General features: G+C 64.1%; 14 protein-coding genes and 1 pseudogene. 4 read left to right on the top strand and 11 right to left on the bottom strand.

What is annotated here, in order from left to right; genetic code table 11:
- Positions 1–11 precede the first annotated feature (11 nt).
- Together ACUXVA_RS12400 and ACUXVA_RS12395 are read left to right on the top strand one after the other, a co-directional pair.
- Positions 12–1,395, top strand: a pseudogene (locus tag ACUXVA_RS12400) (leucyl aminopeptidase family protein).
- On the top strand, positions 1,388–2,245 hold the full coding sequence (locus ACUXVA_RS12395) for a C40 family peptidase (protein ID WP_265080043.1): 858 nt from the start codon (positions 1,388–1,390) through the stop codon (positions 2,243–2,245). The pseudogene ACUXVA_RS12400 and the gene ACUXVA_RS12395 overlap by 8 nt, the downstream one beginning before the upstream one ends.
- On the opposite strand, the gene ACUXVA_RS12390 is transcribed toward ACUXVA_RS12395, so the two are convergent.
- From ACUXVA_RS12390 to ACUXVA_RS12350, 9 genes are all read right to left on the bottom strand, one after another.
- Complete coding sequence (locus ACUXVA_RS12390; protein WP_445492418.1) at positions 2,229–2,885, bottom strand: NUDIX domain-containing protein; 657 nt, start codon at positions 2,883–2,885, stop codon at positions 2,229–2,231. The genes ACUXVA_RS12395 and ACUXVA_RS12390 overlap by 17 nt on opposite strands.
- A gap of 7 nt (positions 2,886–2,892) precedes the next feature.
- Complete coding sequence (locus tag ACUXVA_RS12385) at positions 2,893–4,530, bottom strand: ABC transporter ATP-binding protein (protein ID WP_445492416.1); 1,638 nt, start codon at positions 4,528–4,530, stop codon at positions 2,893–2,895.
- Positions 4,530–4,970, bottom strand: coding sequence for a type II toxin-antitoxin system VapC family toxin (locus tag ACUXVA_RS12380; RefSeq protein ID WP_445492414.1), 441 nt, complete (start codon positions 4,968–4,970; stop codon positions 4,530–4,532). Before ACUXVA_RS12380 ends, ACUXVA_RS12385 begins: the two co-directional genes overlap by 1 nt.
- On the bottom strand, positions 4,970–5,185 hold the full coding sequence (locus ACUXVA_RS12375; protein WP_445492412.1) for a hypothetical protein: 216 nt from the start codon (positions 5,183–5,185) through the stop codon (positions 4,970–4,972). The genes ACUXVA_RS12380 and ACUXVA_RS12375 overlap by 1 nt, the downstream gene beginning before the upstream one ends.
- 36 nt (positions 5,186–5,221) lie before the next feature.
- On the bottom strand, positions 5,222–6,400 hold the full coding sequence (locus tag ACUXVA_RS12370; RefSeq protein ID WP_265080048.1) for an ABC transporter permease: 1,179 nt from the start codon (positions 6,398–6,400) through the stop codon (positions 5,222–5,224).
- Positions 6,400–7,509, bottom strand: coding sequence for a microcin C ABC transporter permease YejB (locus ACUXVA_RS12365; protein ID WP_265080049.1), 1,110 nt, complete (start codon positions 7,507–7,509; stop codon positions 6,400–6,402). The genes ACUXVA_RS12370 and ACUXVA_RS12365 overlap by 1 nt, the downstream gene beginning before the upstream one ends.
- Positions 7,510–9,405 (bottom strand): extracellular solute-binding protein, encoded by a 1,896-nt coding sequence (locus tag ACUXVA_RS12360; protein WP_265083821.1) that lies wholly within the window; start codon positions 9,403–9,405, stop codon positions 7,510–7,512. It lies immediately after the preceding gene.
- Between the two features lie 5 nt (positions 9,406–9,410).
- Positions 9,411–11,309: an extracellular solute-binding protein gene (locus ACUXVA_RS12355; protein ID WP_445492409.1), complete on the bottom strand. Its 1,899-nt coding sequence runs from the start codon at positions 11,307–11,309 to the stop codon at positions 9,411–9,413.
- A 213-nt stretch (positions 11,310–11,522) separates the two neighbouring features.
- The gene (locus tag ACUXVA_RS12350) at positions 11,523–12,071 is read right to left on the bottom strand and encodes a c-type cytochrome (RefSeq protein WP_265080051.1); all 549 of its coding nucleotides are present in this window, start codon (positions 12,069–12,071) and stop codon (positions 11,523–11,525) included.
- 198 nt (positions 12,072–12,269) lie between these two features.
- Between ACUXVA_RS12350 and ACUXVA_RS12345 the strand changes: the two genes are divergently transcribed.
- A complete protein-coding gene (locus ACUXVA_RS12345) occupies positions 12,270–13,010 on the top strand; it encodes a 3-deoxy-manno-octulosonate cytidylyltransferase (protein WP_265080052.1) in 741 nt (246 codons plus the stop codon).
- Positions 13,011–13,029: 19 nt separating this feature from the next.
- Entirely contained in the window at positions 13,030–13,890 is an 861-nt protein-coding gene (locus ACUXVA_RS12340) for a prephenate dehydratase (protein WP_265080053.1), read from the top strand.
- Positions 13,891–13,905: 15 nt separating this feature from the next.
- Here the strand turns inward: ACUXVA_RS12340 and ACUXVA_RS12335 are convergent, their stop codons facing one another.
- Together ACUXVA_RS12335 and ACUXVA_RS12330 are read right to left on the bottom strand one after the other, a co-directional pair.
- Positions 13,906–14,292: a YciI family protein gene (locus ACUXVA_RS12335; protein WP_445492406.1), complete on the bottom strand. Its 387-nt coding sequence runs from the start codon at positions 14,290–14,292 to the stop codon at positions 13,906–13,908.
- 253 nt (positions 14,293–14,545) lie between these two features.
- Positions 14,546–15,562, bottom strand: coding sequence for an LLM class flavin-dependent oxidoreductase (locus ACUXVA_RS12330; protein ID WP_445492404.1), 1,017 nt, complete (start codon positions 15,560–15,562; stop codon positions 14,546–14,548).
- Positions 15,563–15,886: the final 324 nt, after the last annotated feature.

The following is a 15,886-nucleotide window of genomic DNA, read 5'->3' as shown; positions in this document are numbered from 1 at the left end:
AGACCCCGCTTATGCATTCTGCTTTTGAAGCCGCATCATCCACGCCGGCCATTCCCGTCACCTTCGCCACCAAGACAAGCTGGCCGGCAATCCTGGCCGCCCTGCCTGCTCCGGCGCAGCAATTTGCCAAGGCCAGCGACTATGCCGCCAAGCCCGGCGCCTGCCTGATCCTGCCGGCGCCGGACGGCGCCATCGCCCAGGTGGTGTTCGGCCTCGAGGACGACGGCAGCAAGAGCCGCGACCTGTTTCGGCCCGGCCAGTTGCCCGGCCTGCTGCCCCCCGGCCTTTACCGCTTCGCCAACGCGCCGCATGACATGCGGATGGCGGTGCTGGCCTTTGCACTGGGCAGCTATCGTTTCGGCCGCTACCGCAAGAACGAAGCGCCGAAGGTCGAGACTGGTGCCGCCCGACGATATCGACATCGCCGACATCAGCCGCGTCGCGGAAGCCGCCGCGCTGGCGCGCGACCTGATCAACACGCCGTCCAACGACATGGGGCCTGAGGAGTTGGCGGGCGCCGCGCAGGCGCTGGCGCAGCGCTTCGGCGCGACTTTCGGCTGCATCACCGGCGACGAATTGGTGGCGCAGAATTTTCCGCTGATTCACGCCGTCGGCATGGCCTCGACCCGCGCGCCGCGGCTGATCGACTTTTCCTGGGGCGATCCCAGCCATCCCAGGGTGACGCTGGTCGGCAAGGGCGTCTGCTTCGACACTGGCGGGCTCGACCTCAAGCCGTCCTCCGGCATGCTGATCATGAAGAAGGACATGGGCGGCGCCGCCAATGTGCTGGCGCTGGCACTGATGGTGATGGATGCCGGGCTGAAGGTCCGGCTGCGCGTGCTGATCCCGGCGGTGGAGAATGCCGTGGCCGGCAACGCCTTCCGCCCGATGGACATCTTCGGATCGCGCAAGGGGCCGACGGTGGAGATCGGCAATACCGACGCCGAGGGCCGGCTGGTGCTGGCCGACGCGCTGGCGCTGGCTGACGAAGACAAGCCCGACCTGCTGGTCGATCTCGGCACCCTCACCGGCGCGGCGCGCGTGGCGCTGGGGCCGGACCTGCCGCCCTACTACACCAACGACGAGTCGCTCGCGCTCGACATCGCGCGCCTTGCGACACAGGAGAACGATCCGCTGTGGCGGCTGCCGCTGTGGGCGCCGTATGACGCGTGGCTGGATTCGAAGACCGCCGACATCAACAACGCGCCGACCGGCGGCTTTGCCGGCTCGATCACCTGCGCACTGTTCCTGCAGCGCTTCGTCGAGCCGACCACCAACTGGCTGCACGTCGACATCTACGGCTGGACACCCTCGGCAAAACCCGCGCGTCCGGAAGGCGGCGAGTGCCAGGCGGCGCGGGCGATCTATGCCTTGCTGAGCGAACGCTATGCATGATTTCGGCAGCGATCCGCGGCTGACGCCGGCCCGGCCCGACCTCGCCGCCAGATATCTCGAAGGCAAGGTCGACGCCGCGCGCTTCGTCGACGGCGAAGAGTTCGAAGTGATGGACGGCGTGGCCCCCATGCGCCGCGAGCCGTTCTCCGGCGCAACGCTGGAGACGCAGGCGCTGAAGGGCGAGCGAGTCACCGTCTACGATCGCACCAGCGAAGGCTGGGCGTGGGGGCAGTTGCAGAGCGACGGCTATGTCGGCTGGCTGCCGGACCTGGCACTCTACCGGCCCGGCCCGCCGCCGACCCACAAGGTGACGGCCCTGCGCACCTTTGCGTTTCCCGGCCCCTCCATCAAGCTGCCACCGGTGGACACACTGCCGCTCGGCGCACGCATCGCGGTGGTCCGGTTTCACGAGGCGTTCGCCGTGACCGGCGAGGGCCATTTCCTGCCGGCATCGCATGTCGGCGCCATCGATACATTCGAAAACGATTTCGTTGCCGTGGCCGAACGTTTCATCGGCACACCCTATCTGTGGGGCGGCAAGAGCAGCCTCGGCGTCGATTGCTCCGGCCTTGTGCAAGTCGCGCTGACCGCATGCGGCATCGGCTGCCCGCGTGACAGCGACATGCAGGAAGCGGCGCTCGGGCGAACGTTGTCCGCGACCGAGGCCGGCCATCTGCAGCGCGGCGACCTGATGTTCTGGAAAGGCCATGTGGCCATCGTGCGCGACGCCACCACCATCGTGCATGCCAATGCGTTTCATATGGCGACCGCGATTGAGAACACGCAGGACGCCATCGCGCGGATCGCCGCGGCGGGGAGCGAAGTGACCGGGATCAGGCGGCTGGGCTAGGCATCGCCCTGTCGTAGTAGTCCTGCAGCCGCTCGCGATGCAGCGCCAGCCATTGCAGCGCGCTGACGAACAGGCCGTTGGCGACCGCGCCGTGCTCCAGCGCTGCGATCGCTTCGTCCATCGAGACAACGAAGGGCCGCGTGTCCTCGCTCTCCGAGCCGAGACCGCCGCGCGTCAGCGCTTTCGACGCATCAACGAAGCCGAGAAAGAAGGTGACGTATTCGTCGGTAAAGCCCGGCGTCGGCAGCACGCTGTAGAGTTCGATCAGCCGCTGCGGCGTCACGCCGATTTCCTCAACACATTCGCGCGATGCGGCAGACAGGGCGTCCTCGCCCTCATCGACGCGGCCGGCGACGATCTCCACCATGTCGCCTCGACCGGTGGCGAGATGCGCGGGCAGACGGAACTGGCGCAGCAGCACGATCTGCCCGCGCGCCAGATCGACGGGCAGCACCGCTGCGACGCGGGACGCGCGCAGCACGTCGCGGTTCTGGTGCAGCGTGGCCTCGCCGGCGCGCGGCAGTGCGACGTCGTAGCGCTCATAGGTCATGAAGCCGCGGCCGACCACTGAGGGTGCTGACAGCGAGACATCGGCCACGCGATCGGCAATCGCGGGTTCGGTCGTCCTGGAATCGTGCATGATGTTCCTACTGGGCAGTTGCGTCGCCCGGCGCGGTCTCGAGCCGGAACGCGGCGGCGAACAGCGCGCGGGTGTAGTCGGTCTTCGGATGCTTGAACAAATCCGCGGCCTCGCCCTCCTCCACCACCTTGCCGTGACGCATCACGATCAGATGGCTCGCGAGGGAGGCCACCACGCGAAGATCGTGCGAGATGAACATGTAAGTGAGGTCGCGCTTGCGCTGCAGCTCGCGCAAGAGATCGACCATCTGCGCCTGGAACAGCATGTCGAGCGCGCTGGTCGGCTCGTCCAGCACCACGAAGCTCGGCTCCAGCACCGCGGCGCGGGCGATCGAGATGCGCTGGCGCTGGCCGCCGGAGAATTCGTGCGGATAGCGAAACCGGGTCGCCGGATCGAGCCCGACATCCTGCAGCGCCCGGATCACCCGTGCCTCGCGGTCTACCTCCGACAGGCCGGGCTGATGCACCGTGAGGCCCTCGGCGACGATATCGCCCACCGACATGCGCGGGCTGAGGGCACCGAACGGATCCTGGAACACGATCTGCATGTCCCGGCGGATCGGCCGCATGTCTTTGAACTGCAGGCCCTGGATATTCCTGCTGAGAAACACGATCGGCCCGTCGGACGAGATCAGCCGCAGCAGCGCCAGGCCGAGCGTGGTCTTGCCGGAACCGGATTCGCCGACCACGCCGAGCGTCTCGCCCTTGCGCACGGAAATGCTGACGCCGTCCACCGCCTTGATGTGGCCCACCGTCTTGCGCAGCAGCCCGCGCTTGATGGGAAACCAGACCTTGAGATCGTCGGTCGACATCACCACCGGCTGGTCCGGTCGCGGCGGCGCCGGATCCGGCTTCGGCTCGGCGGCCAGCAGCGCCCGCGTATAGGGATGCTTCGGCGCAGTGAAGACCTCCTCGACCGGCCCCTGCTCGACGATCTTGCCGCTCTTCATCACACAGACCACGTCGGCGATACGACGGACAATGCCGAGGTCATGAGTGATGAACAGCAGGCTCATGCCGAGCCGCGCGCGAATGTCGGCGAGCAATGCCAGGATCTGCGCCTGCACGGTGACGTCGAGCGCGGTGGTCGGCTCGTCGGCGATCAGCAGGTCCGGCTCGTTGGCCAGCGCCATGGCGATCATCACCCGCTGGCGCTGGCCGCCAGACAATTGATGCGGATAGCTGGCCAGCCTGGTTTCGGGTTCGGGAATGCCGACCTGGGTCAACAGTTCGAGAATCCGCGCCCTCGCCTTGGCACCGCGCATGCCGCTATGCAACTGCAGGATCTCGCCGATCTGCGACTCGATCGTGTGCAGCGGATTGAGCGACGTCATCGGCTCCTGGAAGATGATCGAGATGTCATTGCCGCGAATGCCTCGGATCTCGTTCTCGGACATGCCGAGCAACTCCTGGCCCTTGAAGCGGATATGGCCCGAGGGATGCGACGCGGTCGGGTACGGCAGCAGCCGCAGGATCGACAATGCGCTGACCGACTTGCCCGAGCCGGACTCGCCAACCAGCGCCACGCATTCGCCGCGCCGGATCTGGAACGAGACATGATCGACGGCGACCGACGTGCCGCTCGGCTGGTGAAACGCCACCGAGAGATCGCGAACATCGAGCAAGGGCTGGTTGATGGCATCCATTACATAATCTCGGAAAGTTTGAGCCATTTCGGCTGATCCGCCAAAGCACGTCCCAACCGCTCGTCTTGTGTCAGAAAATAATCGCGACTCGCAAGCTGCGCCGTAGCGACATGTATCGCATCAAAGAGCTTGAGACCTTTGTTGCCTCGCAACTGGGCCGCGAGCAGCAAAACTTCCCGGCTCACACCGGCCATCGAGAAGCCGGCTCCCGACGACAGCAGGCGCTGGTACTGTTCGATGTGCGCTGCATTTCGATCCGCAAACGTCTTGGCCAAGACTTCGGCCAAGACAAGTTCGGAGGCAACGGCGCGAACCCTGCCTTCTTCAATCGCCGCCAGCAATCCCTCTGCAACCTCAGCCCACTGATGCGACTTCTGAACGGCATAGATGAAGATGTTCGAATCGAGATAGAGCACCGAGCCAGACAACGCGGGCTTCATCAGCCCTCATCTCGCATCTGGCGGATATAATCGATAACGGCATCGTCGCTTTCGTAAATGCTATCGAGTGATCCCACGAAAGAGGTGAGCGGGACGCGCGGTCGCGACAGATCCTTCAGCCGGAACTCGATTTCGACGGAACCGTGCGCCGGCAAACCTTCACGCGGGTCGGCAGGAAGCTGATCGACAGGGTAACTTGGCACGATCTTGTTCATGCTCCACTCCTTCCCTCGTCCCAACCTACCACAACCTCACCGGAACGTCTTGCGCGGATCGAACGCGTCGCGGACGCCTTCGCCGATGAAGATCAGCAGCGACAGCATGATGGCGACCGCAAAGAAGCCCGTAAATCCAAGCCACGGCGCCTGCACGTTGGCCTTGCCCTGCGACAGCAGCTCGCCGAGCGACGGCGAGCCAGGCGGCAGGCCGAAGCCGAGGAAGTCCAGCGCGGTCAGCGTCATCACCGAGGATGATACGATGAACGGCAGGAAGGTCATGGTCGCCACCATGGCGTTGGGCAACAGATGCCGGACCATGATCTTGGCATTGGACACGCCGAGCGCGCGCGCAGCCATGATGTATTCGAAGTTGCGGCCGCGCAAAAATTCGGCACGGACGAGGCCGACCAGCGACACCCAGGAGAACAGCAGGAGAATGCCGAGCAGCACGAAGAAGCCGGGCACCAGCACCGAGGACAGGATCAGCAACAGGTACAGCGACGGAATCGCGCTCCAGATCTCGATGAAGCGCTGGAAAAGCAGGTCCACCCAGCCGCCGAAATAGCCTTGCACGCCGCCGGCGGCGATGCCGATGACCGATGATACGATGGTGAGCGCAAGGCCGAACAGCACCGAGATGCGGAAGCCGTAGATCAGCCGCGCCACCACGTCGCGGCCCTGATCGTCGGTGCCGAGCCAGTTGTATTCGAGGTCGCGGCAGCTCTTGAGCCCCTTCTTCTCCACCACCGGCCTGCATTCGGCCTCGGTCAGCATCCAGGTCGGCTTCGACGGCGCCGGCGTCGGCAGATCGAGATTGTGGGTGTCGTAGGAATAGCGGATCAGCGGCCAGACAATGGTGCCGTTCTTCTCGGCGATCAGCTTCTGCAGATAGGGATCGCGGTAGTCCGCCGCGGTCTCGAAGTCGCCGCCGAAGGTAGTCTCCGAATAGCTGACGAAGGCCGGGAAATACATCTTGCCGTCGAACTTGATGAAGAACGGCCGGTCGTTGGCGATCACTTCGGCGAACAGCGAGACGAAGAACAGGAACAGGAAGATCCACAGCGACCAGTAGCCGCGGCGGTTCGATTTGAAATTCAGCCAGCGGCGCTGGTTGAGCGGCGAGACGCGGAACGGGTGGCGCGACGGCGGCACGGCTTCGCCGAGCGGCGTTGTCGTTGACGTCTCCACGGGCGGGGGCGCGATCACACTCATCAGACGTCCCGCGCTTCGAAGTCGATCCGCGGATCGATCCACATGTAAGCAAGGTCGGAGATCAGATTGACCACCAGGCCGACCAGCGAAAAGATGAACAGCGTGCCGAACACCACCGGATAATCGCGGTTGAGCACGCTTTCGAAGCCGAGCAGGCCGAGGCCGTCGAGCGAGAAGATAGTCTCGATCAGCAGAGAACCGGAGAAGAAGGCGTGGATGAAGGCTCCGGGAAAACCGGCAATGACGATCAGCATCGCGTTGCGGAAGATGTGGTTATACAGCACCTGCCGTTCGTTGCAGCCCTTGGCGCGTGCCGTCATCACATACTGCTTGCGGATCTCGTCGAGGAACGAGTTCTTGGTCAGCAAGGTCATGGTGGCGAAGGCGCCGAGCACCATGGAGATCAGCGGCAGCGTGATGTGCCAGAAGTAGTCGACGATCTTCCAGTACCACGGGAACTGGTCCCAGCCATCGGAGGTCAGCCCGCGCAGCGGGAAGATGCTCCAGAACGATCCGCCGGAGAACAGGATGATCAGCAGGATGGCAAACAAGAAGCCGGGGATCGCGAAGCCGACGATGATCACCGCCGAGGTCCAGGTGTCGAACTTGGAGCCGTCCTTGACCGCCTTGCGGATGCCCAGTGGAATCGAGATCAGATAAGTCAGCAGCATCATCCAGATGCCCAGCGACATCGACACCGGCAGCTTCTCCTTGATCAGCTGCAGCACGCTGACGTCGCGGAAATAGCTCTTGCCGAAATCGAAACGGGCGTAATTCCACAGCATCAGTGCAAAACGCTCCGGCGCCGGCTTGTCGAAGCCGAACTGCTTTTCCAGGCTCTTCACAAAAGCCGGATCGAGCCCCTGGGCGCCGCGGTACTTCGAATTGACCGCATCGCCGGCCGCGCCGGGCTGGCTGCGCGAACCGAAATCGCCGCCGGAGGAGCCGGAGACGCGCGACGACGCGCCAGTGTCTGCGCCGGAGAGCTGGGCGATCACCCGCTCCACCGGACCGCCGGGCGCGAACTGCACCACCACGAAGGACACGAACAGGATGCCCAACAGCGTCGGAAACATCAGCAGGATACGGCGGGCGATATAGGCGCTCATCTATTTGGCCTGCTCGGGCTGGGTCGCGGCGGCGGCATTGGCCGCCTTGTTGGGATCGGACCACCAGAATTCGATGGCGCCGACGCCCCCGAAATAGCGCGGCGGCGCCGCGGGATGGCTGAAGATATCCCAATAGGCCACCGGATGGCTGGTGCGATACCACTGCGGCACCCAGTAGCGTCCGGCGCGAAAGACGCGATCGAACGCCCGGCAGGCGATGGTGAGCTCAGTGCGGTCATCGGCCGCCAGGATCTTGTCGATCAACGCGTCGATCGCCGGATTCTGGATGCCGGAGAGATTGTACGAGCCCTTCGTCTTCGCCGCCTGCGAGGAAAAGAACGGCCGCATGCTGTCGCCCGGCGTGGCCGACATGCTGAACCGCTCGATCGTCATGTCGAAATCGAAGTCCTCGACGCGGGCGCGATACTGCACGGGATCGACGATGCGCAGCGACGCTTCGATGCCAAGTGTTCCCAGATTCTTGATGTAGGGCGCGTGGTGGGCCTGCAACGACGGCTCGTCGGCGAGAAACTCGATGCGAAATACCTCGCCGTTGGGCAGCACGCGCTTGCCGTCCTTGATGGGCATGCCTGCTTCCTGCAACAACGCCCCTGCCTTGCGCAGCAGGCTGCGATCCTGGCCCGATCCATCGGTCACCGGCGGGATATAGGGCGCGCCGAACACCTCATCGGGCACCTGCCCGCGAAACGGCTCCAGCAGCTTCAACTCGTCCGGCGACGGCGGGCCCTTGGCCATCAGATCGGAGTTCTGGAACGGCGAATGCGTGCGTTCGTAGGCACCATACATGATGGTCTTGTTGGTCCATTCGAAGTCGAAGGCGTTGGTCAACGCCTCGCGCATGCGCGGATCCCTGAATTTGTCGCGGCGGGTGTTGATGAACCAGCCCTGCGCGCCGGACGGCGTCTCGTCCGGCAGCGTCTCGCGGCGAATGCGACCATCGCGGACGGCGGGAAAGTCGTAGGCCGTGGCCCACAGCCGCGCCGTGAACTCTTCGCGGAAGAGATAGTTCTTTGCGGAAAAGCCCTGCAGCGCGGCCTCGCGATCGCGGTAGAATTCGTAACGCACCCGATCGAAATTGTAGGATCCGCGACTGACCGGAAGGTCCGCTCCCCACCAGTCCCTGACACGCTCGAATTCGATCGAACGACCGATCTCCGCGCGACCTACCTTGTAGGGGCCGCTGCCGAGCGGCACATCCATGGTCGATTCATCGAATGGCCTGGTCGCGTAATAGGCGCTGGAGAAGATCGGCAGCCCCGCAACGAACAGCGGCACATCGCGACCGCGCTTGTCGGCGAAGGTCACGACCAGCGTTGCATCGTCAGTCGCGGTGGCACCGGTCATGTCGCGCAATTGCTGGACGATGAGCGGATGGCCCTTGGCCTTCAGCGTGGTCAATGAGAACGCCGCATCATGGGCGGTGAGCCGGCTACCGTCGTGAAAGCGCGCCTCCGGCCGCAGCGTGAAACGATAGGTCAGCTTGTCGGCCGAGACCTGCACGGCGCTGGCGACAAGGCCGTACATGGCATCCGGCTCGTCGCCGGCACGCACCATCAAGGGCGCGAAGGTCAGGCCCATGCCCTGTGCGCCGTCACCCTTCAGGATATAGGCGTTCAGCGAATTGAAGGTCTGATACGACTGGTTGAACGCGCGTACCGACGGAACGGTGGAGAATATCCCGCCCTTCGGCGCGGTCAGGTTCACATACTCAAAATTCTTGAAGTCGGCGGGATATTTGAGATCACCGAAAATCGACAGCCCGTGCGACGACGCCGCACCGCCGCCCGTCTGCGCCGACGCGACGCCCGCAAAACGCGCCGATGCCAGCGCGCCGACCCCGAGGCCGAACACATCGCGACGGTTGAAACCCATCATCGGCGTCAAGAGCGTTTACCCAGCCTGGCGGCCTTGTCGGCGTCGTACCACCACAGCGTCGGCAGGCCGGACACGCCGAACTCCGGCAGCGGCTCGGCGTGGCTGAAGCGATCCCAGCGCGCATAGCGGATGAAGCCATAGGTGAACTGCGGCACTACGTAGAAATTCCACAGGAGCACGCGATCGAGCGCCTTGGTCGCCGCCACCAGCGACGGGCGATCCACGGCATAGATGATCTTCTCGATCAGCGCGTCGATCGCCGGATTCTTGATGCCGACCGTGTTGTTGGAGCCCGGCTGATCGGCGCTCTGCGAGCCCCAGTAATCGCGCTGCTCGTTGCCCGGCGACAGCGACTGCGCCCACAGGTCGGTGATCATGTCGTAGTCGAACGCGCGAATGCGATTCTGATACTGCGCGTCGTCGACGGTGCGGATCGCGACGGTAACGCCGAGACGTTCCAGCGATGGCTTGTAGAACAGGGCCAGGCGTTCCGACGCGGGATCGCGCACCAGGATCTCGACGCTCACCGGCTTGCCGGCGGGGTCGACGAGTTTGCGCTCGCGCACCTCGAAGCCGGCTTCCTTCAGCAGCTTTGAGGCCTCGCGCAGATTGCTGCGCACCGCCTCGGGGTTGCCACCCACCGGATTGGCGTAGGGCGTGGTGAACACTTCCGCCGGCACCTTGTCGCGCAAAGTTTCGAGCAGCGCCAGTTCGGCGCCTTCCGGAAGTCCGGACGACGCAAGCTTGGTGCCTTCGAAGTAGCTGTTGATGCGCTTGTACTGGCCGTAGAACAGCCGCTTGTTCATCTCCTCGAAATCGAACGCATAGTTGAAGGCGCGGCGCACGCGGGCGTCCTTGAAGGTGTCGCGTCGCAGGTTGAGCACGAAGCCCTGCATCCGGCCGGAATTGCGGACCGGAAACTCCTCTTTCACCACGCGCTTCTCCGCGACCGCGGGAAAATCGTATTGCGTCGCCCACTGCTTGGCGGAATTCTCCGCGATCCAGTCGGCCTGATCGGCCTTGAAGGCTTCCAGCGCCACCGTGTTGTCGCGGAAGAATTCGAAGCGAAGCTCGTCGAGATTGTGCTGGCCGATGCGCACCGGCAGCTTCGCGCCCCAGTAGTCCTTGACTCGCTCCATGGTCACCGAGCGACCGGGCGTGAATTCCTTGATGCGGTAGGGGCCGGAGCCGAGCGGCTTTTCCAGCGTTGTCTGCGAGACGTCGCGCTTGCGGCCTTCGCTGTCGCTGCCCTCCCACCAGTGCTTCGGCAGCACCATCAACTGGCCGACGATCAGCGGCAGTTCGCGGTTGCCCGGCGCATCGAAGCTGAACTTGATGTCGCGGTCGCCAACCTTCTCGACCTTGCCGACATGACGATAATAGCCGGCGTAGCGCGGGCTGTATTTCTTCAGCACCTCCATGGAGAAGATCACGTCTTCCGGCGTTACCGGCCTGCCGTCATGCCACTTGGCTTCCTTGCGCAGGCGATACGTCACCCAGGAGAAATCGCCGGGATGCTGCGACGCTTCGGCGAGCAAGCCATATTCGGTGCTGATCTCGTCCAGCGACTCGGTCGACAGCGTCTCATAGAGGTACTGGACAGCGGGTGCGATCGACCCTTTCACGCCGGCCACCACGACGTTGAAATTGTCGAAGGTGCCAATCGAGATTTGGCGCGCCATGCCGCCCTTGGGGGCGTCGGGATTGACGTAAGCGTAGCGCGTGAAGTCGGCGGGGTATTTGATCTCGCCGAACAGCGACAGCGCGTGCTGCCAGGTCGGCTCGCCGGGCGCGGCCTGCGCCAGCGCCGCATCGATCGGGGCAAGGCCGGAGACGCTGCCGAGCGCGGGGGCGAGCGCCGCCAGGGCGCCGCTCTGGAGAAGCTGTCGTCGGGATAGGGTCAAAGCGCGAACTTCCTGTGCAAATCGAAAACGCGATTAGAGACGCCATATGCGGCGAGGATTCGACCGATTATGTCGGTTTTCCCGGAGGATACCACCCCGCCAGTTGAGCACGTTGCGGCCAAACGTCCCGCTTAAGGTTTGGTAATGCCGGAAACGAAAACGGCCAGGCAGAGCCTGGCCGTTTCGATCAAACAAGTGATGGGACGGAAACCGTTACTTTGCCGCCGTCGGCAGCGGCACCGGGGTATCCGCGAGCGATGCCAGATAGGCGATCACGTCGGCGCGCTCGCTGTCTTTCTGGATGCCGGCAAAGCCCATGGCGGTGCCGGGAACGGTACCCTTGGGATTGGCGATGAACTTGTTCAGTTCATCGAACGTCCAGGTGCCGCCCTTGGCCTTCATGGCCGCCGAGAAATTGAAGCCATTCTTGCCCTGGCCGACATGCTCGTTGACGGTGCCGTACAGGTTCGGGCCGACGCGGTTCGGGCCGCCCTTCTCGAAGGTATGGCAGGCCGCGCACTTCTTGGCGGCGGTGGCGCCCTTTTCGACCGAAGCGGTCTGCAGCAGCTTCTCGATCGGCTCGGACGGGGCGGCAGCCTCCTTGGCGCCAGCGCCGGCCTCTTCCTTCACGGCAATGTCAAAGCCGGGCTTTTCCAGTTTCTTCGGCGCGAACACCGCCTGCGCCGTGAAATTGGTCACCAGCAGGATCAGGCACGTGGCCAGCACGGCGCCCATGACTTTATTGAGTTCGAAGGAGTCCATTGTCGATCAGGCCCCACGCCGGGAAAGTCTGTTGAAAGCCGCCAGAGACGGCCACGGAATCGTGTATTCGCACTGCACTGGCAGCCGGTTTGAGATAACGGTTTGCCCCCGCTCTGGCAACCCGTATAAACGCCCGAACTTTCGACCAATTCCCGCCATTTCATGCGCCTTTCAGCTGGGTCCAGACAGTCCATAACAATGCCCGAGACCCACACTTTGGTGCTGATTCCCGCCCGCATGGCCGCCACCCGCCTGCCGGGCAAGCCGCTGCTGGACATTGCCGGCCAGCCGATGATCGTCCACGTGGCACGCCAGGCCGCCGCTGCCGGCATCGGCCGGGTGGCGGTCGCCACCGACACCCCGGAGATTGCCGCCGCCGTCACCGCCCACGGCTTCGAGGCGGTGATGACCCGTGCGGACCATCCGTCCGGCTCCGACCGGATCTATGAGGCGCTGTGCAAACTGGACCCGGCCGGGGCGGTGCGGACCATCGTCAACGTCCAGGGCGACCTGCCGACCATCCCGCCGGGAGACATTGGCGCAGCCGTCCGACTGCTGGACGACGCCAGCGTCGATATCGGGACGCTGGCCGCCGTGATCCGCAAGGACGAGGAACACAGCAATCCCAGCGTGGTGAAGCTGATCGGCTCCCAGGTGGATGCAGCACGGCTACGGGCGCTGTATTTCACCCGCGCCACAGCGCCTTACGGCGACGGACCGCGCTACCATCACATCGGGCTCTATGCCTATCGCCGCGCGGCGCTGGAGCGCTTCGTCCGGCTGCCGCCCTCGCAGCTCGAACTGCGCGAGAAGCTGGAGCAGTTGCGCGCGCTCGAGACCGGCATGCGGATCGATGCGGCCATTGTCGATTCCGTGCCGCTCGGCGTCGACACGCCGGAGGATCTGGAAACCGCACGGCGGATTTTGAAGGTATCGTGAGACTCCGAACCCATACGAAATGACAAGACCCATGAAAATTGCATTCCAGGGCGAGCCCGGCGCCAATTCCCACATTGCCATCGTCGAGGCCTATCCCGACGCCGAGCCGATGCCCTGCCCGACCTTCGAGGACGCGCTGGCCGCGATCTCCTCGGGCGAAGCGGACCTCGGCATGATCCCGATCGAGAACTCGATCGCCGGGCGCGTCGCCGACATCCATCATTTGCTGCCGGCCTCTGGCCTGTTCATCATCGGCGAGTGGTTTCTACCGATCCGCCACCAGTTCATGGCGCCGCGCGGCGCGACGCTCGACGGCATCAAGACCGTGGAGAGCCATGTGCACGCGCTCGGCCAATGCCGTCGCATCATCCGCAAGCTCGGCATCAAGCCGATCGTCGCGGCGGACACCGCCGGCTCGGCACGCATCGTCGCCGAGCGTGGCGACAAGAGCTGCGCCTCGCTGGCGTCACGGCTGGCCGCCGACATCTACGGCCTCGATATTCTCGCCGAGGACGTCGAGGACGAGAGCCACAACACCACGCGCTTCGTGGTGCTGGCGAAGGAAGCCAAGTGGGCCAAGCAGAGCCCGGATCCGCTGGTCACGTCGTTTGTGTTCCAGGTCCGCAACATTCCGGCTGCGCTCTACAAGGCCATGGGCGGCTTCGCCACCAACGGCGTCAACATGACCAAGCTGGAAAGCTACATGGTCGACGGCAACTTCACCGCCACGCAGTTCTATGCGGATGTCGACGGCCATCCCGACGACACCCGGCTCGCCTTCGCGCTGGAGGAGCTGAAATTCTTCTCCAAGGAATTGCGCATCCTCGGCGTCTATCCGGCGCATCCGTTTCGCGCGACCTTTGGCGAAACGCAAACCTGACGCCGGCTGCCAGGGTCATGCCGTCTTGACGTCGTCCGCAACGGACATGCCGGGAAGGTAGAGCGCGACCGGCCGGACTTCGTAGACCGCGGTCGGATTGGCCTTGCGCAAATCCCGCGCCGCCTTGATCGCCGCCTCGCGCGACGCACAATCGACGACATAGAAGCCAAGCGGCTGTTCCTTGGTTTCCGCAAACGGACCGTCGATGACCACGCCGGCACCGGGACCGCGCAGCGTGAATGCCGCCTTGGTCGCCCCCAGCCGCGCTGCCGGCCCAAGCCGGCCGTCGCGGTTCAGCTGATCATGAGCCTTGCTGAGGTCCGCCATGACAGCGGCATCTTCCTCCGGTGTCCAGGAGGTCACCACGTCTTCGACGTGATAGGCCAGAATTGCGTAAAGCATGGGTCGTGCCTTTCGTCATGAGGATTTGAATATCAAGGACGATTCACTGACAGAGTTTCCGACATGCCTGAGACACGCTGCTCATCACTCTCTCCCGTCATCCTGAGGTGCCGTCGCACTTGCGACGGCCTCGAAGGATGGGCCGCAAGCGCCGGCGTTCGCCTCCGCATCCTTCGAGGCTCGCCCTTCGGGCGAGTACCTCCAGCCGAACGCAATTGCGTTCGGTGGGGATGACGGCGCTTGAGCGAGTGGCCTACGCCGCCGCTCGCCGCAGCTGAAACGCCTCGGCCAATAGCGAATACGACTTCTTGCGCGCCTCGTGGTCGTAGACCGCGGTGATCACCATCAGTTCATCCGCCGCGCTCGACGCGATCAGCGGCTGCAGCCTCTCGCGCACGGTAGAAGGGCTGCCGACAAACAGCCGCGACCGATGGCGGGCGATTTTGGCGCGGTCGCTGTCGGTGTAGGGATAGGCCAGCGCCTCCTCGACGCTTGCCAGCGGCAGATATTCGCCGCGGTCGCGGCGCAGCCGGTTGAGATCGAACGAAGTTGCCAGCCGCTCGGCTTCGGCGGCGGTGTCGGCGACGATTGCCGCCACGGCGAGGATGCCGTGCGGCGCGGCGCGCCAGCGCGACGGCTTGAAGTGGGCGCGGTAATGCACCAGCGCGTCGGCAGCATCGAACGACGCGAAGTGATGGGCAAAGGCGAAGCCCATGCCGACCTGCGCGGCCAGTTCCGAACTGTAGTCGCTGGAGCCGAGCAGCCAGATCGGCGGCAGCGGCGCATCGTTGGGCATGGCCACGACGTTGTTGTAGGGATGACCAGCAGGAAATTCACGCGTCTCCCACAGCAACAGCTCGCTGAGGCGCTCCAGAAAATCATCGCCATCGCGGGCGTCGAGCCGGCTGCGCAGCGCATGGGCAGTTGCGCCATCGGTGCCGGGCGCGCGCCCCAGACCGAGGTCGATGCGGCCGGGAAACAGCGCCTCCAGCATCTTGAAGCGTTCGGCCACCACCAGCGGCGCGTGGTTCGGCAGCATCACGCCGCCGGAGCCGACCCGGATGCGCTTCGTCACCGCGGCGATCTGGCCGATCATGATGTCCGGCGCGGGGCTCGCCACCGAGGCCAGGTTGTGATGCTCAGCGAGCCAGTAGCGGACATAGCCGAGGTCGTCGGCATGACGGGCCAGATCGATGCTGTTGCGCAGCGCCGCGGCGGGCGGCGTGCCGGAGGTGACGACCGAAAGGTCGAGAATGGACAAGGGGATCATGACGGTAACCTAGCGCCTCCTGATCGACGCACAACCCGGAGCCATACGCCAGGTTCGACTGCGCGATTACGGCTGCCGGAGATGCTGATGATGGGACATCTTCGACGATACAGATTTTAAACCATTTTTTGCCCACTTTTGTTCAAGCTGGTTACGATCAAGTTTTTGTCGGTAAACCCTTTTATATACGCGATTTTACGCGATCAAGAGTGGCCTCACTTTGAGATCCGGCCTGCCCATCCATAGATATCACGATCAATATTTAGGGCATATCTGGACTTAAGTGGGCAAATTCCCACAATAATCAGGGTGCCAATGGGCTAT

This window comes from Rhodopseudomonas sp. RCAM05734 (genome assembly GCF_052658035.1).
The sequence above is the reverse complement of the archived record's forward strand: the minus strand, read 5'-3'. Positions and strand labels throughout refer to the sequence as shown.

Coding starts and splice junctions, on each gene's coding strand:
- ACUXVA_RS12395 (WP_265080043.1), top strand. CDS start 1,388: ATGCATGATTTCGGCAGCGATCCGCGGCTGACGCCGGCCCGGCCCGAC.
- ACUXVA_RS12390 (WP_445492418.1), bottom strand. CDS start 2,885: ATGCACGATTCCAGGACGACCGAACCCGCGATTGCCGATCGCGTGGCC.
- ACUXVA_RS12385 (WP_445492416.1), bottom strand. CDS start 4,530: ATGGATGCCATCAACCAGCCCTTGCTCGATGTTCGCGATCTCTCGGTG.
- ACUXVA_RS12380 (WP_445492414.1), bottom strand. CDS start 4,970: ATGAAGCCCGCGTTGTCTGGCTCGGTGCTCTATCTCGATTCGAACATC.
- ACUXVA_RS12375 (WP_445492412.1), bottom strand. CDS start 5,185: ATGAACAAGATCGTGCCAAGTTACCCTGTCGATCAGCTTCCTGCCGAC.
- ACUXVA_RS12370 (WP_265080048.1), bottom strand. CDS start 6,400: ATGAGTGTGATCGCGCCCCCGCCCGTGGAGACGTCAACGACAACGCCG.
- ACUXVA_RS12365 (WP_265080049.1), bottom strand. CDS start 7,509: ATGAGCGCCTATATCGCCCGCCGTATCCTGCTGATGTTTCCGACGCTG.
- ACUXVA_RS12360 (WP_265083821.1), bottom strand. CDS start 9,405: ATGATGGGTTTCAACCGTCGCGATGTGTTCGGCCTCGGGGTCGGCGCG.
- ACUXVA_RS12350 (WP_265080051.1), bottom strand. CDS start 12,071: ATGGACTCCTTCGAACTCAATAAAGTCATGGGCGCCGTGCTGGCCACG.
- ACUXVA_RS12345 (WP_265080052.1), top strand. CDS start 12,270: ATGCCCGAGACCCACACTTTGGTGCTGATTCCCGCCCGCATGGCCGCC.
- ACUXVA_RS12340 (WP_265080053.1), top strand. CDS start 13,030: ATGACAAGACCCATGAAAATTGCATTCCAGGGCGAGCCCGGCGCCAAT.
- ACUXVA_RS12335 (WP_445492406.1), bottom strand. CDS start 14,292: ATGCTTTACGCAATTCTGGCCTATCACGTCGAAGACGTGGTGACCTCC.
- ACUXVA_RS12330 (WP_445492404.1), bottom strand. CDS start 15,562: ATGATCCCCTTGTCCATTCTCGACCTTTCGGTCGTCACCTCCGGCACG.